Below are 23,031 nucleotides of genomic sequence, written 5' to 3' on the forward strand. Positions count from 1 at the left end.
GAGGGTGCCGCGCCCGTGCGGGGATGTCCAGCGCGACGCTCGGCGGCTCCTGCGCTGTCGCCGCCGGGGGCGTCCTCGGTTTCTGCGTCGACAGGCGCGCCCGGATCTGCTGGAAGTAGGGAAGGGAAACGGCGGCGGGTGGGCTCACGCTCTGCCGCGCTGGAACGACGGAGGGCGCGATGGCGGACTGGGATCCTGCGCAGTACCTGAAGTTCGAGGACCAGAGGGCGCGCCCTCCGATTGACCTGCTCGGCCGGGTCGACCTCACCGCGCCGGGCGAGATCGTCGATCTCGGGTGCGGGGCCGGCAACATCACGCGCCTCGTGGCGCAGCGCTTCCCGGGCCGGGGGATCCTCGGGGTCGACAGCTCTCCGGAGATGCTGGCGCAGGCGTGCGCCGCGCTGCCCGGGGCGCGGTTCGTCGAGGGCGACATCGCGCGCTTCGCGCCGTCCGCGCCGCCCGCGCTGATCTTCAGCAACGCCGCGCTGCACTGGCTGGACGACCACCAGGCGCTGTTCCCGGCGCTGCTCGGGCGGCTCCCGGCCGGCGGCGTGCTGGCGGTGCAGATGCCGAGGAACCACGGCGCGCCGTCGCACACGGCGATGGTGGAGGCGAGCCGGTTGCCTCGCTTCCGCGACAGGCTGGCGGCGGTGGTGAGGGAGAGCCCGGTCGCGGCGCCGGCGGCGTATTACGGGATGCTGGCGCCGCACGCGGCGCGGCTCGACATCTGGGAGACGGAGTATCTGCACGTCCTCGAGGGCGTGAATCCGGTCGTCGAGTGGACCAAGGGGACGGCGCTGCGGCCGCTGCTCGCGGCGCTCGATGAGCAGGAGCGGGCCGAGTTCCTGGAGGAGTACGGCGGGCGGGTGGCGGCGGCGTATCCGAAGGCGGCGGACGGGAAGACGCCGTTTCCGTTCCGGCGGCTGTTCCTCGTCGCCACGGCGCGGTGAGCGCCGCCGCCGCGCGGATCAGCGCGTGTACTCGATGGCGCCGACGCCTTCGGCCTCGGGGAGCACGGTCACGAGCGCCTGCGCTCCGACGGACGCTGACGAGAGCGAGGAGCGGACGGCGACGAGCCATGTCCGGTCGCTCCTGCGCGCGACGAGGATGGCGCAGCGCTCGCCCTGGGGCGCGCCCGCGCGCGCCTCGGCCTCCTGGACAACGCGCGCCCCGGAGGCGTCGCAGCCCTGGACGTCGAACTTGCGGTTCAACAGCGCGGTGAGCGCCACGCTGGCGGCCTTTTTCGCGGTGACCTCTTCGGCCGTCGGGGCTGCGGGGGGCGGCGCCGGGGCGCACCCGGCGGAGAGCGCTGCGAGGAGAAGTATCCACCGTGCGATGGTGCGTGTCACGCTGCAGTCCTATCGCGACGGCGCCGCCAGGGGAAGCCCTCGTCGCCGAGGCGTCAGCGGAAGAAATGTCTATTATTTCAAAGGGTTCCGACTGACGCTTGGCCGAGTCGTCTTCCGGCGTGGCCCAACGCGGGCCCAACGAACCGCCTGTGAAGGCGCCAGCGTCCGCCGTGGCGGGGGCGGGGACGTCGCCCGGGGGCGCCGTCTGACCGGGCGGCGCGCCGGAGGCCGAAGCTTCGGCGCTCGCCGAGCCCGTGTCTGCGCCAGCGGACGCGGGTTGGCCTCCCCCTACCGAGCCGCCCTTTCCTCTCAGCTCGGGGATCGCCTCGTCTAGAGCGGTGCTCAACCCCGTCTGGACGGTCGATGCTTGCTGGCCCGTGGGGGGGCAAGCATGCGGCCGTAGGGGATCGATTTGCGCACGCGGATCGTGGAAGCCTACGACAATCAGGAAGGATCGGTGCGCGAACTGGCGGAACGGTTCGCGGTGGCACCCAATACCGTGCAGAACTACCTCAACCTCCGTCGTCAGACGGGCAGCCTCACGCCGCATCCTTCGGGGGGCGCGGTGCCGAGCAACCCCGATCCCAACCTCACCCTCACCCTGGGGCTGAGGCTCGGCGGCTTCGTCGCCCCCTTCGCCTTCGAAGGCGCCACCGACGGCGTGGCTTTCCGGGCCTACGTCGAACACCAACTCGCGCCGCGGGTGAAGCCCGGCGATGTTATCATTCTCGACAACCTCGGAGCCCACCACGCGAAGGGTGTCGATTCAGCCATCGAAGCCGTCGGAGCAAAATGGCTGTTCCTACCCCCGTACTCCCCCGATCTGTCCCCGGTTGAAAAGTGCGGTTCGAAGATCAAGGCGCTGATGCGCGCGCAGGCCCCCCGGACGCGCAGATCCTGGGTGGGGCGAAGGTGGGGAAGTCGTCGCTCTTGCGCTGGGTGGAGCGGCATGTGCCCGCGGGCTGGCCGGTGGCCTGGATCGATCCGGGCGTCGGCTTCTCGCCAGGGATGCTGGTCGCGGCGATCGCGCGGAAGGTGAACAAGCCCGAGGTGGCCGCACGAATCGAGCAGGAGGGGGCGACCCTGCGCGCGGCGGTGGAGCAGTTAGGGAGGCTCGGGAAGCTGGTGTTGATTCTCGACGAGGCGGACAAGCTCGCGACGGTGGACAGGGGTTCGATGAGGGCTTCTTCGAGGCGATGCGTGGGCATGTTCAATAGAATGGGCTGACGTCGCGATTCTTGACCAGCTCGCAGCGGATCTGGGTCGGGCCGCTCGATGCGGAAGCAGCGAGGGAGGTGGCCGCGCAAGGAGCCGCGGCGCACGTGGCGCAGGTGCTCGAGGAGGTGCGCGGCTTCGCCTACGGGCTGCAGTGGCTCGGCGAGCGGCTGCTCCGGGAGGGCGACGTGGACGAGGAATGTACCGACCGTCGCCTCGTTCGGGTGGAGGAGGCGGAACGTGTCCACGATTCCCGGAGGGGCAGGCACCGGCGCGGGCGGATAGGACAAGCAAACGCGTTCCGCAAAGTCAAGGCTCGCGCGCCGCGCCCCGGGTGGCGCCGGTATCGGCTCGCCCACAAGCATGCTGTCGAGTTCTTGTTGCGGAAGGATTACCGCGCCGACTGGGAAGCCGAGGTCAAGCGTGCTGTCGTCCACGCCGCTGCGCAACCCCTGGATCGTGCGCAACCGGTTCGCCGGCCGGTTCGAGCTCCGGGACGCCGCGGGCGCGCGGCTGCCTTATCCGCCCACGAACTACCTGATCGTCGGCGAGAAGGTGAAGGCCGGTCAGGGGGTCGTGCTCCGGCTCCGGCCGGCGGAGGGCCCTCCGCAGTTCCTGCGGATCGAGCATCACCAGGATCGCGCCATCGGAGGGGTGTTCGACCTGGCGGCGCGACCCCACCCCACGCTCGACATCGTGCCGTTCTTCTTCGCCGGAGGCCTGCCCGACGCGCGGCTCGAGCTGAACGTCTACGACCTGCTGGCGCGGTTCGGATTGCCGTTCGGGCCGTGGATCGGCGATGACATCGCGCTCCCCGAGGGGCGCGCCGATCCGCCCGGAGGGGCCGCGGCACGCGCTGCCGACGAGGGCGCCGGCGGGGACGGCGGCGCGGTGGCCGTCGTGCGGCCGACGTCGCTGCGCGCCCTGCTCGAGCGTCCGAGCCGCCGGCGGTTCTCGCGGGTGGACCCGAGCGCCAGCACCAGGTTCCTCGAGGTGCGGCGCGCGCGCTTCGAGGAACTGGCCGAGGGCGGCGCCGTGGTGGCCGCGCGCGACCTCGAGTACGTGGTGCCGCGGCCGCTCGGCGCGCTGGGCAGGTCTTCCACGCCTGAAACGCCTGGGATTACCGCCGCGTAGCACCAAGAAGGCATCCTACCGTATAGCTGTACCCTACGGGCTCGGGCGCGCCCCGTAGATGGATCCCCGCGCGCGACCCGAGTCCGCAGCCGAGCTTTGACCAGACGGCACCGCGCCTCCTGGCGCGCGAGCGCCTCCATACCTTCCGCGTGAGCGCACCGTTGAACAGTCTCAGAGCGGGCGGGCACTCACCGAAGTAGCACCGACGCCAGGTCGCCGGCCCGTCCGTAGACCTGGGTCGCCGGTGCTCTCACGCGCCAAGTCTCCCGCTGTTCTCGGGAGCTCGCGGCGCGCGTTCTTCCTCCACCCAATTCGACGGCGTTTTTCGGAATCTCAATCTTCGACCGCCCTTCCGAAAAGCTGCAGATCAGCGCTCGATACCCTCGAACGCCGATTCAGGTCGCACTTTTCCCCGAGGAGCTCGCATGAATCGTAGTCGTTATTTGTTCTCGGCGCTGTCCTTCCTATCCGCTCTCGTGGTCGTCGCGTGCAGCGACGCCGAGAAGGGCAGCAGCGGCTCATCCGGCTCCGGTCCGGAGAACGGCAACGCGGAAGCGCTGCCGTGCGACGTCGACAAGATCCTCTCCACGAGGTGCCAGACCTGTCACGGGGCGTCCCCGAAGTTCGGCGCGCCGTTCCCGCTGGTCGACCGGAGCGATCTGGTCGCGCCCGCGGTGAGCGATCCCAACAAGAAGGTCTACGAGCTCGTCGCCGCACGCGCCCGCGACACCGCGCGCCCCATGCCTCCGCCCCCAACCGAGCGCCTGACCGCCGCGGAGCTCGCGATCTTCGATCAATGGATCGCCGCCGGCGTGCCGGCCGGTAAAGACACGTGCGTCGACCCGGGCGGCGGCGGAACCATCGACCCTCCGACCCTGAGCTGCACACCGGATGTCCTGCTAGCGCCGTCCGCGCCTTACGTCATGCCGAAGGACGTCCAGGACCAGTATATGTGTTATGGGGTCGATGTAGAGATCGGCCAGAAACGACACCTCGTCGGGATCGTGCCCCACATCGACAACAGCACCATTGTACACCATATCCTGCTCTTCAAGGCGGATGAGGCGTCTCCCTCGACGCCCACGCCGTGCGATGGGGGCGACATCAAGGGGCCTCTTTTGGCCGTCTGGGCGCCCGGCGGCAAGGCCACGGAGCTGCCGCTGGAGGCGGGCTTCCCGCTGGAAGGCACGGCACACTTCACAATCCAGGTGCACTACAGCAACATCAAGGGCCTCGACGGGCAGCAAGACAGCACCGGCTTCGACGTCTGCACGACGACGGAGCTCCGCCCCAACGACGCCGGCATCCTCGCGTTCGGCACAGAAGACATCAACATCCCGCCTCACGGCTCGCTCGACGTGAGCTGCGATTACCAGTTCCCGCGGGATATGGGGGCGCTTTCGGTAATCAGTGTTATGCCGCACATGCACATCCTCGGCAAGCACCTGTCGAGCAACACGGTGCCCACGGACGGCAGCGAGCCGAGCAACCTGGGGCTCGCCGATCCGTGGAACTTCGACAACCAGATCTGGTACGATAACGATACCATCCTTCGAGGCGGCGACACCGTGAGGACGCGTTGCGCGTGGGACAACCCGGGCAACAGTGCCGTGGAATTCGGGGGGCGGACGCTGGATGAGATGTGTTATAATTTCGTGATGTACTATCCGTCTCAAGAGCTAGAGTTAAAGGTGGGGGACTGGACTTCTCCGACGAACGACGTGTCCTGTGTGACGACAAAATAGACCAGCTCGTGCAAGACGCGCGGCCTGTGCCCAAGCGGGGAGGCGCGCGCCGTTCGGTGAGAGCGCTCGTAAGCCTGGCGAACAGGAGCTCCGCGCGCGCCGCCGGGCGCCTTCGAGGGGCTCTTCGATCCGCGCGCCACCCCGAACGGCCGCGTCGATCGCTTCGCTTTCAGCGAGCGGATAGGACGAGCAAACGCGTTCCGCAAAGTAAAGATTCTCGGAGCCGTTCCTGACTCGTGCAGTCCGACTGTACGAGCTCATTGACAGAACGGGCCTTATGCGATCAGGCAGGCCTTCCACGCCTGAAACGCCTGGGTGCGTGCGCCGCAGCATCGTGAACGCCGAAATCGCGGCATCGTGAACACCCAGACCGCGGCATCGTGAACGCTCGTTTCGCGATGGTGAGCGCCCGTCTCGCCGCCGCGTGAACGCTGGATCACCTGACCGTCTGTTCCGGTACGACCGTCGTGCCGGGACGACGGCGAGCGACGTCTGCTGGTTCCCCGAACTCCGTCGGCTCCGCGAGGAGGTGCGATGGCGACGGCGAGGCTGGCGATGCATCAAGCACGATAACGCCCTCGAAGCAAAGGACGCTTCCGACGTGATCTCCTGACGAGCGGCGCCGCGCCTGATGTCGTCCGTGGTGGTCGCGAGGTGCGCGACCTTCTTCGCAGGGGCGGCGGCGCGGCTGAGGGAGCTGGTGCGCGGAAGACAGGCGCTCTTCTGCTCCTGGGGCGGCTACGACAAGCGGCAGATCGAGCGCGACGCCCGCCGGCGCTCCCGCGAGCCCCGCCGCGCCGGCGCTCACCGGTCCTCAGGCGGCGTCTCCGGCGCCTCCAGCGCCGCGAGCAGCGCGGTGAGCCCCTTCTTCAGCGAGGCCATCTGCTTCTCCCCCAGGGCGCGCGTGAGCTCCTCCTCCAGCTCGTGCAGCACCCCGAGCCCGTGGAGCAGCATCTTCAGCCCGTGCGGCGTGAACCGCACCCGCTTCGCCCGCCGGTCGTCCGGATCGGGCGTCCGCTCCACCACGCCCGCCGCCTCGAGCTCCTCCACGAGCTGACCCACCGCCTGCTTCGTCACGCCGGCGCGCTCCGCCAGGTCGATCTGCCGCGTGCCCTCGAGGTCGATGTACGGCATGAGCGCCGTGTGCGCCCGGCGCACCCCGGGCGCGCCGCGCCGGGCGACGCGCGCCACCGCCCGCTCGTCGAGCAGCCGCGCCGAGCGGAGCAGGAGCTGCCCGAGGCTCGCGCGCTTGCGCCGCTCGAGCTCGGCGACGTCGCATGGATCGAGGTCGTGCTTGGTCATGATGGTCAACTTACTTGACCAAATGGTCAAGCTGATTTACCAATTGGAGCATGCTGCGACGGCTCGATCAATCCCTCTGGGTTGCGGAAGACACGTTGAAGGTGGGGTTTCTCCGGTTTCCGGTGCGATCGCCGGTCGTGCGCCTCGAGGACGGCGGGCTGTTGCTGTTCTCGCCGCTCCCGAGCGTGGAGCGGGAGGCGGACGAGATCCGCGCGCTCGGCGAGGTGCGGGCGATCGTGGCGCCGAACCTGCTGCACCACCTCGGCCTCTCGCCGGCGGCGCGGCTGTTCCCGGGGGCGCGGCTGGTCGGCGCGCGGGGGCTCCGCGAGAAGCGCCCTGACGTGACGTTCACCGGCGCGCTCGACGGCGCGCCGGACCCGCTCTGGTCCGCGGAGATCGACCAGGTGGCGGTCGGCGGGATGCCGAAGCTCGAGGAGACGGTCTTCTTCCACCGGCCGAGCAGGACGCTCTTCGTCTGGGATCTCTGCTTTTACATCGCGCGGAGCGAGCACCTCCCGACGCGCCTCTTCATGCGCCTGAACGGCGCCTACGGGAGGTTCGGCCCGTCGCGGATCGCGCGCTCGATGATGCGCGATCGCGCGGCGGTGCGCGCCTCGGTGGAGCGGATGCTCGCGTGGGCGCCGGAGCGCATCGTGGTGGCGCACGGCGACGTCGTCGAGCGCGGCGGTCGGGCCGCGCTGCAGGGCGCGTTCGAGCGGGTGCTCTGACGTCCCTGACGTGGAGCGGCGCGCGGGCGCCGGTGCGGTAGGACTGTGGCCTGGCCATGAAGATCAGGACGGTCCGGTGATGGGCGCCCAGTCGACACGAGCGGGCATGACGTGCAGACGTTGCGGGAGATCCACGGCCGCGCGCCCGCCGGCGAGTTCCTGGAATGGGCCCTCGCGCGGGGCATCCTGGCGCGGGCGGGGGAGGGGCAGGGCGAGGCGGGCGCGATCACCCGCGGGCCGCGCTTCGGCGACGTGCGGCAGTTCTGCCCGGACGAGGCCGAGCTCGCCGAGCTGCTCGCGGCCACGCCCGCCGCCCACGGCTTCGCGACCGCCGGCCCGCGCCCGGCCAACGCGGTGAGCCGCCGCGGGGCAGCGATGCTGCCGGGATGTCGTGCTTCGGCGATGCGCCGAACTTGCGCGTGTAATCGCGGCTGAACTGCGCCGCGCTCTCGTAGCCGACGTCGAACGCCGCCGCGGAGACCGAGAGCGTGCCGGCCCGCAACAGGCGGCGGGCCTCGAGGAGCTGGAGGCCCTTTCGATACTGAAGCGGTGATGACGCCGTGATCGCCTTGAAGTGCTTGTGAAACGAGGACGCGCTCATCCCGACGCTGCGCGCGAGATTGGGGATCTCGACGGGCGATCGAAAGTCACGCCGCAGCTGTGCGATCGCGCGCGCAATGGCGCTGGCGTGGCTGTCACGGCGGATCAGGTCGCGCAACATGCCGCCAAACGGCGCTGTCGCGAGCCGGTAGTGGATCTCGCGCGAGACGAGCGGACCAAGCACCGCTGCGTCCGTCCGCGTGCCCACGAGCGCGAGATAGCGATGGAGCGCGTCGACGAGCCTGGCATCGCAGGTGTGGACCGCGAGCGAGCGAGACCCCGCGGCGGAGGGAGGCGAGTCGGCCATGGCCTCGACCAGGTCGTGCAGCGTCTCCAGCTCGACATCGAACAGCAGCACGAGGTACGGGGCCCTCGTGACGCGCGCGATCACCGGGAGGTCGTGGCTGATGAGCAGACACTCGCCGACCCCCATCGGAAACGAATCGGCTCCCAGCACCGTTTCTTTTCGCCCCTGGAGGACAAGGCCCATGACCGGCTCGTAGACCGCGGCTTCGAACGATGTCGGCTGGTGGTGCCGGAGGATGCCGAGGTTCTTCAGCGGTCGCACGTACTGGCTGGCGCGGTCCTTCGGGCGAGGGAGCTGGCTTGCAGCGAGCTCGGCGAGCGCCGCGAGGTTCATGCGGAGAGCGTAGCACCCTCACGCTTTTCTGTCCCCGGCGAGAGGATCGAGCAAGAAGCAGAGAGCTACCGGCAAGCATCTCGCGACGTGCGGTCGTACGTTGAGCTCATGGCGAACAACATGCTGACCGTGCATCACCTCGGTCGTTCCCAGTCGGAGCGGATTGTCTGGCTCTGCGAGGAGCTCGGGCTCGACATTGAGCTGAAACGGTACGAGCGCCGACAGGACAACAGGATGGCGCCGCCGGAATACAAGGCGCTGCACCCGATGGGGACGGCGCCGATCCTCACCGACGGGCACCTGGTGCTCGGCGAGTCCGGGGCGATCGTCGACTATCTGATCGAGACCCATGGCGAGGGGCGGCTCGCCGTGAGGCGCGGCCAGCCCGGATTCGCCGACTATCTCTACTGGTTCCACTTCGCCAACGGGACCTTGCAGCCGGCCGTCTTGCGCGTGTGGTCTCTGGAGCGCGTCGATGCGTCCGAGAAGAACGCGGCGCTGCAGGCGGCGAAGGATCGGTTCAACCTGATCTTCTCGACGGTGGAGAAGCGGCTGGGTGAGGCGCCTTATCTCGCCGGTCCGGAGCTGACGGCGGCGGACATCATGACGGTGTTCTCGCTGACCACCATGCGGCTGTTCAAGCCGTACGATCTCTCGCCGTGGCCGAACATCCTGGCTTATCTGCAGCGGATCGGCGCGCGCCCCGCGTATCGGCGCGCGATGCAGAAGGCGGATCCGGGCATGACGCCGTTGCTCGGGGCCGCTCCATGACCGAGGGGGCCGTCGGCCGCGGGCTCGATCCGCGGGTCTGGTGCCCAGTTGGAACGAGATGCCGGGGTCCCCGAATGTCCGGTTCTTCCAATCGGAAGCTTCGGGCGCGTGGCATGAACACCCCATGACCCACCTCGACGCCGCGATGAGCCGCTCCCCGCTCCGATCGACTCCGCTGGGCAAGACCGGGCCCAGCGTCTTTCCCGTCGGCCTCGGCTGCATGGCGATGTCCGGCGCCTACGGTCCGGCCGAGGACGCCGAGAGCGTGGCGACGATCCGCCGCGCCATCGAGCGAGGGATCACCCTGATCGACACCGGAGACTTCTACGGCAACGGGCACAACGAGCTCCTCCTCCGGCGCGCGACCGAGGGGGTGCGCGACAAGGTCCAGCTGTCGGTGAAGTTCGGCGCGATGCGCGGCCCGGACGGCGCCGCGCTGGGCATCGACGCCCGCCCTGCGGCCGTGAAGAACTTCGCGGCGTACAGCCTGCATCGGCTGGGCGTGGAGGTCATCGATGTGTACCGCCCCGCGCGCCTCGACCCGCAGGTGCCCATCGAGGACACCGTCGGGGCCATCGCCGACCTCATCAAGGCTGGCTTCGTACGGCATATCGGGCTGTCCGAGGTGGGGGTCGAGACGATCCGGCGCGCGAGCAAGGTGCACCCGATCGTGGACCTGCAGATCGAGTACGCGATCGCAACGCGCGGGCCCGAGGCGTCCATCTTCCCTGCCCTCGCAGAGCTCGGGATGAGCGCGACGCTCTACGGGGTCTTTTCGCGTGGGCTGCTCACCGGCAGCAAGCCCTCGGGAAAGGGGGACTTCCGGCAGTACATGCCACGCTTCGCGGGCGAGCAAGCGGCAAGGAACGTGAGCGTCGTCGAGAAGCTTCACGCCTTCGCCGGCGAGCGCGGGATGACGCCGGCTCAGGTCGCGCTCGCGTGGGTGCTGGCGAAGCAGCCCACGCTGGTGCCGATCGTCGGGGCCCGCACGCGAACCCAGCTCGACGATGCCCTCGCGGCCCTCGACAAGCCGCTGTCGGCGAGCGACGTCGCGGCGCTCGAGAGCATCGTGCCAGCGGACGCGATCGGCGGCACACGCTACCCTGCCCAGCACATGAAGGCGCTCGACAGCGAGCGGTAGCGGATCGATGCGGGCACCCGCGCCGGCTTGAACGGCCGCACGAGAGGCGTAAGAGTGATGAACGTGGCCGCAGCGATGGATCTCCTCACCCTCGCGCTCCCGCGCTTCGTCGAGGACATCCGTGCGGTCGCGCCACCCCCCGGTCAGGCGCTCGACCTCGAGTGGCTTCCCGACGGCAGAACGGGCCTCTTTTTTCGAGCGCTGGAGGGCGGGCGCGAGGGGGACGTGTGGGTCGCGGGCCCCCGAACGCGCGCGATATTCAAGAGCAAGACCGGCCTCGTGCGGATGGTCACTCTTCGGTTCAGGCCGGGCTGGTCGGTTCCGCTGCTCGGCGTGACAGCGAGCGAGCTCACGGACCGGATCGTTCCGCTGGAGGACGTGTGGGGCCGCGCGGGGCGCGAGCTGTGCGGTGACCTGCTCGCCGCGAGGAGCCGCGCGGACGTGATCGACCGCGTTGCCCGAGCACTCACGCTTCGTGCCGGCCAACCACTCGAGACGGCATCGGGGCAGCTCGCTCGTCGTGCGGTCCGCTTGCTCGAAGGGGGCGAGGTCCGGGTCGAGAATGTCGCCGATCGGCTCGGCGTCACGGCGCGGCATCTTCGCCGCGCTTTCACCGAGAACGTCGGCATCGGCCCGAAGGAGTTCGCGCGGGCCGTCCGGCTGCAACGCGCGGTGCGAATGGCTGCTACCTCGTGCGACTGGGCACGCATCGCCGCAGACGCGGGCTATTATGACCAGGCCCACCTCATCGCCGACTTCCATCAGCTCGTCGGGCTGACACCGGGCGCGTTCCTCAAACGCGCGAGCGGCCGGATGACCCGTTCTCCTTGCATGCGGGCTGATGGCGGATGATCGGCCTCAGGCCTTTGCGTTCGGGAGGAGAAGGCACCGCACATCGGGCTCCTCGTTCCAGGCATCGGTCACAGCGCTGAGCGGCAGACTCTTGAACGGTGCATGAAAGCCGGCCGCCGGGGCCGCTGCCAGGAGCTCGCCGGCCCCGGCCAGCAGCTCCTTCACCGGAACGCTTCCGATACCGCTGCCGATGAGCTCGAGCCCCGTGCTGCGCAGCATGTCGCCTCGGATTGGAATCCCGTCGCCAGCCGCGGTGCCCAGCTGAACAAAGCGCAGGCGCGGCTCGCCGGCCCTGGATCCACGGTCCTTCGTCGCTGCCCGGAGAACGCGGACGGCCGGCTCGCCCCACACGAAGTCGAGCACGGCACGCCCGGCGGCGTCGTCGACGAGACGCTGGCGCAGCTCGGGAAGCGCCGTCGCGTGGCGCTGGCGGTGCCGCACTTCCTCCTCGCGCCGCACGTGGTCGCCGGCTCCGACCTGGTCGTCACCGTCGGCGCGCGCGTGGCCGAGGCCTTCGCGGAGATCCTCCCGTTGCGCGTGGTCGATCCGCCGGTGAAGCTCCCCGGCTTCGAGGTGCGCATGTACTGGCACGAGCGCCACCACCGCGATCCGGCGCAGCGGTGGTTCCGCGACGCGGTGCGCGGCGCGGCCGAGCCGTCGTCCATCAGAGCGTGACGCCGAGACGAGGGCGCTCGCGGAGCGCTTCCTTGTAAGACGCCACCTTCACGCGATGCCTTCTCACTCCTTGATCCCCCCTGCCGCGCCGTGGTTCACTCCGCGCCCATGAACGCGGGGTCGCTGCTGCGAGCGGGCATCGAGGCCAGCAACAGGACGGAATGCCTCGCATCGAGGGAGCGGGCGAACGTCGCTGCCGGGCCCTCGGCGCGCGCGAGGCGCCCCGGCGCCGTGACGTCCGCGGCGCGGGAGAGGGTTGCCCGCGTCGTCGCGGCGCTCGCGCTCGCCGCCGCCGCCGGCTGCGGCGACGGCGACGGCGACGATCTGCCGGATCCCGGGCCGAGCTCCGGGCTCTCCCCCGAATTGCCGCTCTTCGACCTGCCGGAGGCGGATGCCGCGACGCTGTGTGATTGGGTCGCTGGTCGCTTCGGCGGCTACGGCCGGCGCGTGGACTGCGGCGGCGGCGCGTTCGTCTCGTCCGCGCCCAGCCGCGCCGAGTGCGTCCGCAGCTATCAGGCCGCCGACGACACCTGCGCGGCCACCATCGGCGTGGTCGAGGCGTGCGTGAACGGCGCCGTCGAGGGCCCCTGCACCGCCCTCCCTGTCGATTGCGTCGAGCTGCTGTTCTGCGCGCGCTGATCTCGGCGCGCCCGATGGCTGCGGACCAGGCTCGATTACAGCGGAGAGCAGGTTCGTGCGCTACGGGCTCATCCGCGTCGTTCGGCTCCCTGCAGCGTACTTTCGTACGCCTCCCTCGCCTGCCTAGAGCGACAAACGGGTTAAAACCCCGAGAAAAACAGAAATTCACAGGGAGGCGGGGAGGCGGGGAGCGAGAGACGGCAAGAGGGAGAAATTCGTTTTCTTTCTTCCTCCCCGCCTCCCTGTGAAAATTCTCCGGGTTTCAACATGATTGATTGGTGTTCTAGCACGACGAAGCTCAGCGCTTGACGGCCGCCGGATCAGCCTGGGCCGCGGGGGCGGCCGCTCGCGCGCGGCGGGGCCGCCTGGCCGGTCACTCGACCACCCGGACCGCAGCGTCGAGCACATTGACGCCGCTGGCGCCGTCCCACGCGGCGCCGCTCGAGAGCCGGATCGCGTAGCGCGGGTCGTCGCGCAGGCGCTCGGATGCGTCGGGCAGCCACAGGCCGAGCTGGTAGTCGCCCGGCGGGAGATCGGCCGGAATCTGCGCCTCGAGGCACATCTCGCTCTCCTCGCCAGGGGCCCAGCGGCGCGGATCGGCGTCGAGCTGGGCCACGCGCCGCGCTTCGCCCTGCTGGAGCACGAGGTAGACCGGTCGCGGGTTATAGGCCCGGGCGTACCCGTCGTTGAACACGCGCAGCCGGAGGGACAGCGGCTGCCCGCGCGCGATCTGCTCGGGTGACTCGTGCTCCATCACGACGAAGCGGTATCCGAGGCGGCAGGCGATCGTCTGGAAGCAGCCCCCGGATCGCCAGTCATCGAGCACGTCAGGATGATAGTCGGTGTTGATGAAGCTGAAGTGGTGCGCGGACAGCTCGGCGAGCGCCGAGGCGCACTCGCTGCGCGGCGGGTTGCGGCCGCAGGTCTCGCCTCCGACCGGCGTGAACGCCGAGTCCGCGGCGGCATAGGCCTTCTCGCCGGGGAGCTGGTAGGTGCCGACGTCGTCTTCGCTCGCGAGGAAGCAGTCGTTCAGGTGGCCGATCCGCGAGAGCGGCGCTCCCGAGAACGCCGTCTCCTCGGTCAGCGGGCCGCCGTACGCCTCGAGCTTGTGCGAGGGGCGGCGCGCGAGGGTCATCCGGCTCGCGGGCAGCGCCTGGAGCAGCGCGTCGAAGATCTGCTCGCGGCTGTCTGGACGGGTGAGATCGTTCGTCGAGGCGTGCCACTCGCCCCAGGCGCCGACGAAGCCCGGGTGCAGCACGGCGATGACGTCGGCGTTCGCCTCCAGGACGGGCTTGAGCTGGTCGATGTGGGACAGCACGCGGCCGAGCGGCGCGTCGTCCTCGCCGATGTCCGTCGCGTAGTAGAAGCGGGGGAGCACCTTGAGCCCCGCCGAGCGCACGGCGGCGAAGCTCTCGTTGAGCTGGTCGATGAGGGGCTGGTCGATGTCCCGCGCGCGGTAATCGTCGATGAGCGCCTGACCGTAGATCAGTGTGTATCCCTCGTCCCGGAGGCCAGCGACGGAGTCCAGGCTCCGAAGATCCATGAAATGGAAGACGCCGCGCTCGGGGTTGAGCACGCCCTGGCACTCGGCATCACCGGAGGGATCCGCGCCCGCCGTGAACAGCCTGGGCGCGTAGGTGCGCCTCACGACGGCGCCGCCCGCGCCGCAGCTGCCCGGCGGGGCGACCGCGCCGCCGCCGCTGCCGGAGCTGCCGCCGGCGGCACCGCTGCTGGAGCTGTCGCCGGTGCCGCTGCCGCCGCTGCCGGAGCCTTCCGCTGCCGCGCTGGACGTCAGCGAGTCGACCGGGCTGCCGCCGGAGCCAGCGCCGCATGCCGTCGCGAGCGCCAGGGGAAGGCAGGGGGCGCCGCCGCGAAACAGGCGCGACAGGACATGGGACGATGACCGGCTGCTCTGGTGATGCTGGTGACGCTGGTGAGGCATAAGCAATCTCCTCTCCCGCCGTGGATCGACGAGGCTTTCGGACCCGACCTGTGGGTCACGCTGTGCAGTGAATGGTCGAGGGGATTGCAGGGCCGATGCCACCGGCGCGGCCCGCCGGCGCGCGCAGCGCTGAGGCCAGGGGCTGCGCAAGGATCGTACACGTGCGCACGAAGCGGACGGCGCGCGAGGGCGCATGGCGCCCCATCCGCCACGGCGGCTCAGCTCATGGCGCGCTCGCGGCCCCGGCGGCGCGCGACAGCTCGTCGATCGCCCCGAGGAGCGCGTCGCTCTGCTCCGGCGTGCCCACCGTGATCCGCAGCTTGTCCTGGATGCGCGGCGCGTCCCAGTAGCGCACGAAGATCGCGCGGTCGTAGAGCGCCCGGTACATCGCCTGCGCCGACAGCCCTCCTCCCGGCGGGCTCGCCAGGACGAAGTTGCTCTGGCTCGGCGCCACCGTGAACCCCCTCTGCCGGAGCGCCCCCGTGAGCCGGGCGCGCTCGGCGATCACCTTCTCCCAGCTCTTCCTCGCCTCGTCCCGCGCGGACAGCGCCGCGGTGGCCGCGGCCTGCGAGAGGATATCGGTGTTGTAGCTGTCGCGGGCCTTGTCGAGCGTCTCGATGAGCCGCGGGTGCCCGAGCCCGTACCCGAACCTGAGCCCCGCGAGCGAGTACCCCTTGCTCAGGGTCCGCAGCAGAAGCACGTTGTCGAGCCCCCGCGCCGGGTCGAGCAGCGGCGTCGCGTCGAGCTCCGCGAAGTCGACGTACGCCTCGTCGATGAGGAGCACGCCGCGGAACGCCCGCGCGACGCGCTCGAGCTTGTCGAGCGGCTCCTGCCGCCCCGACGGCGCGTGCGGGTTGACGAGGAGCGCGAGCCGGCAGCCGCGCTCGTTCAGGCGCTGCGCGAAATCCTCCGGGACCGACCAGTCCTCCGCGAGGGGGACCTGGGTGATCGTCGTGCCGTGGATCTCCGCGAGCACGTCGTAGAGCGAGTAGGTCGGGTACGTCTCGCCGATGCCGCGGCCGCCGGGCTCGCAGAACACCGTCACGGCCATGCGAAGCAGCTCGTCGCCGCCGTTCGTGGCGATCACCTGCTCGGGCGACAGGCCATGGAGCCGCGCCGCGGTCTCGCGGAACTGCTGCGCCCGGGGCGGCGGGTACCGGCGGAGCTGATCGGCCGAGATGTCCCGGATCGCCTCCAGCACGGCGGCCGGCGGCGGGTACGGGTTCTCGTTCGTGTTGAGCTTGACCACGTCGGCCCGCTGCGGCTGCTCGCCGGGCGTGTAGGGCGTCAGTCGATGGATGTTGTCGCGTTCGTACAGCATGGGGATGGCCGTCTCTCGCCCACTGGCCCGCCGGAGACAAGCGCCTCGTCGTCCGCATGACGCGCGCGCGGCGCTCGTTCCGGCCGCCTTCGGGGGAGCTCGGCCGGAGGACACGGACGGCGTTGCCCGGGCGCTCGTCGTCCGGGACGCGCACCTCGCCGCGCGCCCGGCGAGGTGCGCTGGCTGCGCCGATCGGACTAAGATGCGCCGCATGACGACGACGTCCGAGCCTGAAGTCTTCCTGGTCCTCTCCTGCCTCGGCCCTGATCGGACGGGCATCGTCGCGGAGGTGACCCACTACCTGACGGAGCGCGGCGCCAACGTGGAGGACAGCCGGATGGCGGTGCTCGGCGGCGAGTTCGGCATCCTCCTGCTCGCGTCGGGGCCCCCCGGCGCGATCGAGGCGGTCGAGCGCGAGACGGAGTCGCTCACCCGGGCGACGGGGCTCACGGTGCAGAGCCGCAGGACCAAGAGCCCCGAGTCGCACCGGCGCGCGGCGACCATCCCTTGCGTCATCTCCGTCGACGCGCTCGATCACGAGGGCATCGTGCGCGCGGTGTCGCGCGCGCTCCACGGCGTCGGCGTCAACATCGTCTCGCTCGAGACCTCGGCCTACGAGGCGCCCGTCACCGGCTCGCAGCTCTTCCGGATGGAGGCCCGCGTCGACGTCCCCGCCGGGGTCACCGTCACCCAGCTCCGCAAGGCGATGGATGCGGTCGCGGAGTCCGAGAACCTCGACATCGACGTCCGCTCGCTCATCAAGGGCTGACCGCGCCGCGCGAGAACCGGTATCCTCGCGGGCCATGCCCTTCAGCAATCTGAGCTCCCCCCGCAAGGTGCACGGCCTGGACGCGGAGATCCGAGGCGCCGCGGTCCTCGCGAGCCCCGGGCTCGTCGCGATGGTCTCGACCGACCCGGTGCGCCTCGGCGTCTGCCCTGTCGGCGGCTCCGGCGCGAAGACGACGAACCTGTCGTTGTCCTCGGCGCACGACGTGGCGCTCCTGTCGAAGGACGTCGCCGTGGTGCGGAGCGGCGACGACGCCGTGTGGGCGCTGCTCGGCATCACGCACGGCCCGAAGCTCGATCAGGTCGGCCGGGACGCGCGGCAGCTCGCCACGCGGCCGTCGGGCGAGACGGCGCTCGCGCTCGGCTGGGACGGCAGCGCGACGGAGCTCAAGCTCGACAAGACCGAGGTGAACGGCCGCACGTTCGCGGTGCGCGGCGCCGCGCGGGCGTTCGACCTGACCGAGACCGAGGCGCACGTCGTGATGGACGGCGCGGGGGAGGGCGGCGAGCTCCGCGTCCACCCCGGCGCGACGCCCGAGCCGGGCCCGACGCTCCGCGCCTCGCTCCCGCGCGCGGCCCAGAACCTCGATCGCGTGCGCGGCGGCCCGAAGCTGACGGCGGTGTACAAGCGCGGCGCGAGCGCGGCCTGCGCGGTCGTGAGGTCGTCCGGCAAGCTCGCGGCCAAGATGCTCGCGTTCGCCGATCCCGTCGCCGACGTCGCCGTCCTCGAGTCGAGCCTCTTCGCCGCCTTCGCGGACGGCCGCGTCGCGCTGTTCGACGGCGCCGCCATCGAGGCCGCGTCCGGCGCGCCGCTCGCCCCGACCGCGAGCGTCACGCTCGGCGCCCGCGGCGAGCCGGCCGTGCTCGCGGTCGCCGGCAAGGGGTCGCCGACCCTGTGGGTCGGGACGAGCGCCGGGGAGATCTGGAGCCTTTCGATCGTCCGCAAGCAGGGCGGCTGAGGGGGCGGCTCCCTACGGGGGACTGCGCCGGCAGGCGCCGCCGCTTCGTCGGGCGGGCGACGAGGTCAGGGCGGGATAACCCGGCAGAAGGCGCCGCTTCGCTCCACCATCTCCCTGTCGAGCGTGCACAGGGGCGCCGCTTCCTGGGCTGCGAGCCAGACGTATACAGCGTCGGCTGCTCGAAGCCTCGACGCCATGGCCACGTCTCGGATCCGTCGTGCGCGCAAGGGGCCTATGGTAGCGACGTCGATCGCGACGGACATCAGCGCGTCAACATAGTCGCGCACGGCCGTCACCGGCTCACCGACGCGCGCCAGCGATGCGCCGACCTCGATCGGAAAGATCGCTGGAACGACGAGCTCGTCGTCACCCGCGAGGACACGCGCGACTCGTGCCCGCGACGCGGCATGGGAAGGCTCGTTCGGCCGCGCAGCGGCGACCGCGACCGAAGCGTCGAGGACGATCTTCATCGTCGCCCCGCGAGCAAATCTTCCACCGCGCTCTCGCGCGGTGCCGTCGAGCCCAGCGCCGCGAACAGCCTCTCGATCTCCTCCTTCGATAGGCGAGGCGTCGAAGGGACGGCCACATCGAGCGGCACGATCGCAGCAACGGGCTTGCCATGCCGCAGGATCAACGTGCGCTTGTTGTGGTGCTCCGCTTCGTCCACCAGGGCGGAAAGGTGAGCTTTGGCTTCCGCGAGCGACGCCTTGCGCATATGACCATTGTGACCAGAACACTCGCTCGATCAAGCGCGGTTTCAAGCGGCACCCGAGCGAGTGCCGAGGGAACGCTGTCTGTGCAAGGTGGCCCCACGAAGTCCGGCGACGTACGCCCTCCTCGCGCCGCCCGCCCTCCTCACGCCGCGCGCGCCGCGATCCGCCCGTCGACCAGCGCGTCCGGATCGAGCTGGTCGAGCGTCGTCACGACGCGATCCGCCCCCGCGGCCGCCAGCAGCGCCTCGTCGGCGAGCCGCGCCACGCCGATCGAGGTCATCCCGGCCGCCTTCGCGGCCTGCACCCCGGAGGGCGCGTCCTCGATCACGAGGCAGCGCGGCGGCGGGACGCGGAGCGCGCGCGCGGCGGCCAGGAACAGGTCCGGCGCCGGCTTTCCGTGCGCCACCGCGACGCCGCAGAGGTCGGCGTCGAACAGGTCGAGCAGCGTCGCGCCTAGGGAGACCGGCGCGCGGCGGGGGTTCTGGTGCTCGACGAAGGCATCGACGCGGATCCTGCGGAGGAGCTCGCTGGCGTTCCTGGACGACGACGCCGCCGCGAGGGGCACGCCGCGCGCCTTGAGCTCCAGGATCAGCCGCGTCGCGTCAGGGAACACGACGAACTTCCCCGCCGCGATCTTCCGGAGCAGCACCTCCTGCTTGCGCTCGGCGTAGACCCCGGCGCGCTCCGCCGCGCCGGGCACGCCGAAGTAGTCGAGCGCCGCGCGCGCGCCGCTCTCGCGCGCCTTGCCGGCGACCTCGCTCTGGTAGACGGCCGTCGTGAACCGCTCGGGCGCGTAGCGCGTCTCGGGCGCGATCGCGCGCCACTCGGTCGCCATCAGCGCCTCCAGCGCCTCCTGCCAGGCGCGCTCATGCGGCGAGTCGACCACCACCCCATCCACGTCGAAGAGCACTCCCCCGAGAGAACGCATGCCGCCGACATGGCGCCGGCGCGCCGGATCGGGAGCCCCACGGCGCCTCGGCGCGCAGTCCGTTGGAGCGCGCTGGCGACAGCCGCCCGCGGCGCCGCGCCGCACCTCCCTCCGGCTCCGCCCGACGGCACGCCGGGGCCGACTGCCGCGCGCGGTCGCGCCCGCCTGTGGCTCCCGCCGCTCCGCTCGGGGTGCTACCGTGTGGGCTCGTGCTGCCTGCCCGCTCCGGAGCCGCTCCCCCTGCGACGCGCCTGCCGCGCGCGCTCGTCGTCCGCGACCCGGAGCCCGAGGAGCTCCGCGCGACCATCGACTGGTCGGACTGGTACCTGGACGACGCGGACGGCATCGGCGCGTGGGGCGAGCACGACGAGATCTCCCGCCTGCTCCTCTCCTCGATCGCGCAGCTCGCGCGCGAGCGCGGCTGGACCGACCACCACGCCGGCACGGATCGGTTCTTCGCCTGGGTGCGCGAGGAGCCGCTCGTGCGCGTCTCGCCGGACGTCTACCTCCTCGATCACCGCCCCGCGCCGCCGCTGCCCAAGCAGTGGCAGACCTGGCTGCCCGGCCACCGGCCCCCGCGCTTCGCCCTGGAGATCGTGGCGACCGACTGGCAGAAGGCCTACGAGGACGTCCCGCTCAAGTACTGCCAGCTCGGCTGCCCCGAGCTCGCGATCTTCGATCCGCTGGCCGCCACGCACCGGCCCCCGGCGGGGCGCGTGGCGCTCCAGGCCTACCGGCGCGACCCCGACGGCGCGTATGTGCGCGTGTACGCCGGCGCCGGTCGCATGTGGAGCCCCGCGCTCGACAGCTGGCTCTGCGTGATCGGCGGTGGGGCCGAGGCCCGGCTCCGCCTCACGCGCCCCGGCGGCAAGGGCGAGCTCGTGCCCACCCAGGAGGAAGCCGCGGCGATCGAGGCCCGCGCGAGGGAGGCGGCCGAGGCGCGCGTGCGCGAGCTGGAGGCGCGCGTGCGCGAGCTGGAGCAGCTGGATCACGGGTAACGCACGGACCCGCCGGGCGGCCGAGGTTGACGCGAGCGACGCTCGCGCATAGCGTCGGCATGTCTCGTGCCTCTGTCACTGCCGCCAAGGCTCGCCGGCGCCATGGCGCAAGGTGATCTCTGATGCCCGGTGGAAGCCCCAAGCGACCCGAGCCCACGTTCGACGGCTGGTCGCCCCGCACCGAGGCCTCGGTGTGGCTCGGGCTCGGGCTGCTCGGCGTCGGGGTCGTGTGGTTCACCGTGCGCGCCGTCGAGATCGACAGGTCGCTCGACGTCGCGGGCCGGCAGCTCGCGAGCGCCGGGCCTCCGGACGCGCCGCCGCCGCCCGCGCCGGCTCCCGACGTGGTCGCGGAACCGCACCTCGCGCTGGCCTGGACCGTGGGAGCCCCGGGCGAGCCGGCGGAGCCGCTGGCGAGCGTGCGGCGGGCAGCCGAGGAGCAGCTCGCGCGGCGCCTCCCTCACGGGCTCCGTCGCGGGGCGGTGATCCGCGCCGTGGCCGAGGCCGCCAGGCCGCCGAAGGAGCCTCGTGTTCTGGCGCTCGGCGTGCGGACGGCCGGGCAGCCGGAAGCCCGCTTCTACCGGTTCGACGGCAACGCCACGGGGCGGCTGGTCGACGAAGAAGGACGCGAGCCGGCGCCGAACCCGTGGCAAGCGCCGCTCGCCACGCTGCGTCGGACGTCGCCGTTCAACCCCAAGCGGATGCACCCCGTCTTGCACCGCGTGAGGCCGCACGAGGGCACGGACTACGGCGCGCCGTCGGGAACCCCGGTCTATGCCGCGCTCGAGGGCAGCGTCTCCTGGGTGGGGCCGCATGGTGGTCACGGCAACTGGGTCGCGATCCAGCACGACAACGGAGTCGAGACAGGCTACGCGCACCTCTCGAGGTTCGCGGCGGGCCTGAAGCGCGGGGACCACGTGGCGACCCATCAGCTCGTCGGCTACGTGGGGTCGACCGGGCGGTCGACGGGGCCGCACCTGCACTTCAGCGCGAGCCGCAAGGGCGTCTACTTCGACGCGGAGACGCTGCTCGCGATGCGCCTGCGGGAGCTCCCCGCCGATCAGCGCGACGCGTTCCGCGCCGAGAAGGGCGAGCTCGACCGCGAGCTCGACGACATCGGGGATCCGCTCCCCACCGCGCCGCGGCCCGGAGGCGGGGGCGAGCCGGCGTCGCCGGCGAACGATTCGGTGTCGCAGCCGCGCGCGGCGGCCTCGGGCGCCCGGCGCCAGCGGCGGTGACCGCCGGCGAGTCCGCCCGGCGGCCTTGTCTCCCCTGCGCGTCGGCGAGCCCTATGTACGGACGCGTCGCTACGCGTCCGGCGAGGAGGCGCGCGGGCGCAAGCGCGCCGCAAGCCTCCACCCTCGGGAGGTGCAAGCACAGAGGGTCACCATGCACGTCGACCTGTTGATCCGGATCGTCACGGGCGCGGCGCTCGGGGGCGTCATCGGATACGAGCGCGATCGCCACGGCCGCCAGGTCGGGCTCCGGACGCGCTCGGTGGGCTGCTCGGGCTGCCGGTAGCACCGGAGGGGTGAGCAACGGCGCCGCCTTGCCGGTCGCCTCCCAGGTGGCGCGCAGCTTGGCGCCGCGGTCGTCCTTGCCCGCGTTCGCCTTGCACGACGCCGACTCGCGCGTTAGATACTGAACCACATGGTTCAGTATTCGAGTGCCCGCCTCGATGCTTCCTTCGCCGCGCTTTCCGACGCGACCCGGCGCGGCGTTCTGGAGCAGCTCGGACGAGCCGACGCTTCGATCACGGACCTCGCCGAGAGGTTTCACATGACCCTCACGGGCATGAAGAAGCACGTCGGCGTCCTCGAGCGGGCCGGGCTCGTCACCACCGAGAAGGTCGGCCGCGTGCGTACCTGCAAGCTCGGCCCGCGCCGGCTCGACGACGAGACGGCGTGGATCGAGAGGTACCGCCAGCTCTGGGCCGCACGCTTCGACGAGCTGGACAAGGTCATCGAGGAGCTGAAACGAAAGGAGAACGTCGATGGATGCAAGTAAAGAGAGTGAGCCCCGATTGACGAGCAATCGCACGACGGTGGAACCGAGGTCCGATCGCGAGATCGTCGTCACACGGACCTTCGATGCCCCGGCGCGCATCGTGTTCCAGGCGTGGACCACGCCGGAGCTGTTCAGGCGGTGGTGGATACCGAAGTCGATGCCCGTGCCTCTACTTTCCTACGAAGCGGATATTCGCGCCGGCGGCAGCTACCGCCTGGTCTTTGGTCACGATGCCGCGCAGCCGATGGCGTTCTTCGGCACGTACCTCGAAGTGACACCGCATTCGCGCATCGTGTGGACGAACGACGAAGCGGGCGACGATGGCGCCGTCACGACCGTGACCCTCGAGGAAAAAGGCGGCAAGACGCTGCAGGTGCTGCACGAGCTCTATCGATCGAAGCAAGCGCGCGACGCCGCCCTGGCCTCGGGCGCGTACGGCGGGATGGGCGAGACGTTCGAGCAGCTCGAAGAGCTTCTCGTCACGCTGGGTACGACGGCGCGATCGTCCTGAACCCATCGCGCGGGAGGGGCGCCGGGGAGCGCGACGAGCGCGGTCCTCCGCGAGTATTTCAGCGCCTCCCGCGCGCCT

At 71.0% G+C, this 23,031-nt stretch carries 26 protein-coding genes and 2 pseudogenes; 19 read left to right on the top strand and 9 right to left on the bottom strand.

The genetic code is table 11. The features are described 5' to 3' along the window. The first annotated feature begins 179 nt into the window (after positions 1-179). The gene (tam, locus tag WMF27_RS44660; RefSeq protein ID WP_437762772.1) at positions 180-950 is read left to right on the top strand and encodes a trans-aconitate 2-methyltransferase; all 771 of its coding nucleotides are present in this window, start codon (positions 180-182) and stop codon (positions 948-950) included. An 18-nt stretch (positions 951-968) separates the two neighbouring features. On the opposite strand, the gene WMF27_RS44665 is transcribed toward tam, so the two are convergent. After that, a complete protein-coding gene (locus WMF27_RS44665; protein WP_437762771.1) occupies positions 969-1,349 on the bottom strand; it encodes a hypothetical protein in 381 nt (126 codons plus the stop codon). A gap of 565 nt (positions 1,350-1,914) precedes the next feature. Here WMF27_RS44665 and WMF27_RS44670 point away from each other — a divergent pair. From WMF27_RS44670 to WMF27_RS44685, 4 genes and pseudogenes are all read left to right on the top strand, one after another. After that, positions 1,915-2,166: pseudogene (locus WMF27_RS44670) on the top strand (transposase); the annotation flags it as partial. Between the two features lie 23 nt (positions 2,167-2,189). Further along, positions 2,190-2,576: an AAA family ATPase gene (locus tag WMF27_RS44675; RefSeq protein WP_437943611.1), complete on the top strand. Its 387-nt coding sequence runs from the start codon at positions 2,190-2,192 to the stop codon at positions 2,574-2,576. 411 nt (positions 2,577-2,987) lie between these two features. Then, positions 2,988-3,698 carry a hypothetical protein gene (locus WMF27_RS44680; protein WP_437762768.1) on the top strand — a complete coding sequence of 237 codons (711 nt, stop codon included), beginning with the start codon at positions 2,988-2,990 and terminating at the stop codon, positions 3,696-3,698. 425 nt (positions 3,699-4,123) lie between these two features. After that, entirely contained in the window at positions 4,124-5,443 is a 1,320-nt protein-coding gene (locus tag WMF27_RS44685; RefSeq protein ID WP_437762767.1) for a peptidylglycine alpha-amidating monooxygenase, read from the top strand. 804 nt (positions 5,444-6,247) lie between these two features. Here the strand turns inward: WMF27_RS44685 and WMF27_RS44690 are convergent. Further along, positions 6,248-6,745: a MarR family winged helix-turn-helix transcriptional regulator gene (locus WMF27_RS44690; protein WP_437762766.1), complete on the bottom strand. Its 498-nt coding sequence runs from the start codon at positions 6,743-6,745 to the stop codon at positions 6,248-6,250. Positions 6,746-6,795: 50 nt separating this feature from the next. On the opposite strand from WMF27_RS44690, the gene WMF27_RS44695 reads away from it, so the two are divergent. Together WMF27_RS44695 and WMF27_RS44700 are read left to right on the top strand one after the other, a co-directional pair. Then, the gene (locus tag WMF27_RS44695; RefSeq protein WP_437762765.1) at positions 6,796-7,473 is read left to right on the top strand and encodes a DUF4336 domain-containing protein; all 678 of its coding nucleotides are present in this window, start codon (positions 6,796-6,798) and stop codon (positions 7,471-7,473) included. Positions 7,474-7,584: 111 nt separating this feature from the next. Next, a complete protein-coding gene (locus WMF27_RS44700; protein ID WP_437769994.1) occupies positions 7,585-7,908 on the top strand; it encodes a hypothetical protein in 324 nt (107 codons plus the stop codon). Positions 7,909-7,927: 19 nt separating this feature from the next. Here the strand turns inward: WMF27_RS44700 and WMF27_RS44705 are convergent. Then, positions 7,928-8,713: pseudogene (locus WMF27_RS44705) on the bottom strand (AraC family transcriptional regulator N-terminal domain-containing protein); the annotation flags it as partial. A gap of 120 nt (positions 8,714-8,833) precedes the next feature. On the opposite strand from WMF27_RS44705, the gene WMF27_RS44710 reads away from it, so the two are divergent. From WMF27_RS44710 to WMF27_RS44720, 3 genes are all read left to right on the top strand, one after another. Further along, positions 8,834-9,484: a glutathione S-transferase family protein gene (locus WMF27_RS44710; protein WP_437769930.1), complete on the top strand. Its 651-nt coding sequence runs from the start codon at positions 8,834-8,836 to the stop codon at positions 9,482-9,484. A 124-nt stretch (positions 9,485-9,608) separates the two neighbouring features. Next, a complete protein-coding gene (locus tag WMF27_RS44715) occupies positions 9,609-10,625 on the top strand; it encodes an aldo/keto reductase (protein WP_437762764.1) in 1,017 nt (338 codons plus the stop codon). Between the two features lie 57 nt (positions 10,626-10,682). Continuing rightward, positions 10,683-11,477 (top strand): helix-turn-helix domain-containing protein, encoded by a 795-nt coding sequence (locus WMF27_RS44720; RefSeq protein WP_437943613.1) that lies wholly within the window; start codon positions 10,683-10,685, stop codon positions 11,475-11,477. Between the two features lie 6 nt (positions 11,478-11,483). Here WMF27_RS44720 and WMF27_RS44725 read toward each other — a convergent pair whose 3' ends face one another. Continuing rightward, the gene (locus WMF27_RS44725; protein WP_437762762.1) at positions 11,484-11,918 is read right to left on the bottom strand and encodes a hypothetical protein; all 435 of its coding nucleotides are present in this window, start codon (positions 11,916-11,918) and stop codon (positions 11,484-11,486) included. Between WMF27_RS44725 and WMF27_RS44730 the strand changes: the two genes are divergently transcribed. Both WMF27_RS44730 and WMF27_RS44735 read left to right on the top strand, forming a co-directional pair. Next, positions 11,910-12,152 (top strand): hypothetical protein, encoded by a 243-nt coding sequence (locus WMF27_RS44730; RefSeq protein ID WP_437762761.1) that lies wholly within the window; start codon positions 11,910-11,912, stop codon positions 12,150-12,152. The two genes, WMF27_RS44725 and WMF27_RS44730, sit on opposite strands and share 9 nt — an antisense overlap. A 108-nt stretch (positions 12,153-12,260) precedes the next feature. Then, positions 12,261-12,791 carry a hypothetical protein gene (locus WMF27_RS44735; RefSeq protein WP_437762760.1) on the top strand — a complete coding sequence of 177 codons (531 nt, stop codon included), beginning with the start codon at positions 12,261-12,263 and terminating at the stop codon, positions 12,789-12,791. Between the two features lie 373 nt (positions 12,792-13,164). On the opposite strand, the gene WMF27_RS44740 is transcribed toward WMF27_RS44735, so the two are convergent. Together WMF27_RS44740 and hisC are read right to left on the bottom strand one after the other, a co-directional pair. After that, entirely contained in the window at positions 13,165-14,733 is a 1,569-nt protein-coding gene (locus WMF27_RS44740; protein ID WP_437762759.1) for a DUF4832 domain-containing protein, read from the bottom strand. A gap of 223 nt (positions 14,734-14,956) precedes the next feature. After that, on the bottom strand, positions 14,957-16,054 hold the full coding sequence (hisC, locus tag WMF27_RS44745) for a histidinol-phosphate transaminase (protein ID WP_437762758.1): 1,098 nt from the start codon (positions 16,052-16,054) through the stop codon (positions 14,957-14,959). Positions 16,055-16,265: 211 nt separating this feature from the next. Here hisC and WMF27_RS44750 point away from each other — a divergent pair, with 211 nt between their 5' ends. Both WMF27_RS44750 and WMF27_RS44755 read left to right on the top strand, forming a co-directional pair. Next, positions 16,266-16,823: a glycine cleavage system protein R gene (locus WMF27_RS44750; protein WP_437529497.1), complete on the top strand. Its 558-nt coding sequence runs from the start codon at positions 16,266-16,268 to the stop codon at positions 16,821-16,823. Between the two features lie 34 nt (positions 16,824-16,857). Further along, entirely contained in the window at positions 16,858-17,799 is a 942-nt protein-coding gene (locus WMF27_RS44755; RefSeq protein WP_437762757.1) for a hypothetical protein, read from the top strand. A 65-nt stretch (positions 17,800-17,864) separates the two neighbouring features. On the opposite strand, the gene WMF27_RS44760 is transcribed toward WMF27_RS44755, so the two are convergent. The 3 genes from WMF27_RS44760 to WMF27_RS44770 all read right to left on the bottom strand — a co-directional run bounded on the left by WMF27_RS44760 (position 17,865) and on the right by WMF27_RS44770 (position 19,440). Next, positions 17,865-18,269 (bottom strand): type II toxin-antitoxin system VapC family toxin, encoded by a 405-nt coding sequence (locus WMF27_RS44760; RefSeq protein ID WP_437762756.1) that lies wholly within the window; start codon positions 18,267-18,269, stop codon positions 17,865-17,867. Next, entirely contained in the window at positions 18,266-18,514 is a 249-nt protein-coding gene (locus WMF27_RS44765; RefSeq protein WP_437529506.1) for a type II toxin-antitoxin system Phd/YefM family antitoxin, read from the bottom strand. The genes WMF27_RS44760 and WMF27_RS44765 overlap by 4 nt, the downstream gene beginning before the upstream one ends. Before the next feature lie 140 nt (positions 18,515-18,654). Continuing rightward, the gene (locus tag WMF27_RS44770) at positions 18,655-19,440 is read right to left on the bottom strand and encodes an HAD family hydrolase (RefSeq protein ID WP_437762755.1); all 786 of its coding nucleotides are present in this window, start codon (positions 19,438-19,440) and stop codon (positions 18,655-18,657) included. A gap of 209 nt (positions 19,441-19,649) precedes the next feature. Between WMF27_RS44770 and WMF27_RS44775 the strand changes: the two genes are divergently transcribed. The 5 genes from WMF27_RS44775 to WMF27_RS44795 all read left to right on the top strand — a co-directional run bounded on the left by WMF27_RS44775 (position 19,650) and on the right by WMF27_RS44795 (position 22,953). Next, complete coding sequence (locus tag WMF27_RS44775; protein ID WP_437762754.1) at positions 19,650-20,438, top strand: Uma2 family endonuclease; 789 nt, start codon at positions 19,650-19,652, stop codon at positions 20,436-20,438. A gap of 122 nt (positions 20,439-20,560) precedes the next feature. Then, positions 20,561-21,673, top strand: a complete 1,113-nt coding sequence (locus WMF27_RS44780; protein ID WP_437762753.1) for a M23 family metallopeptidase — start codon at positions 20,561-20,563, stop codon at positions 21,671-21,673. Positions 21,674-21,824: 151 nt separating this feature from the next. Continuing rightward, on the top strand, positions 21,825-21,956 hold the full coding sequence (locus WMF27_RS44785) for a hypothetical protein (protein ID WP_437762752.1): 132 nt from the start codon (positions 21,825-21,827) through the stop codon (positions 21,954-21,956). 129 nt (positions 21,957-22,085) lie between these two features. Continuing rightward, entirely contained in the window at positions 22,086-22,442 is a 357-nt protein-coding gene (locus WMF27_RS44790; RefSeq protein ID WP_437762751.1) for an ArsR/SmtB family transcription factor, read from the top strand. Then, positions 22,429-22,953, top strand: a complete 525-nt coding sequence (locus tag WMF27_RS44795) for an SRPBCC family protein (protein ID WP_437762750.1) — start codon at positions 22,429-22,431, stop codon at positions 22,951-22,953. The genes WMF27_RS44790 and WMF27_RS44795 overlap by 14 nt, the downstream gene beginning before the upstream one ends. The last annotated feature ends 78 nt before the right edge of the window (positions 22,954-23,031 follow it).

The sequence above is a fragment of the Sorangium sp. So ce281 genome, assembly GCF_051527395.1.
Lineage (GTDB): Bacteria > Myxococcota_A > Polyangia > Polyangiales > Polyangiaceae > Sorangium > Sorangium cellulosum_B.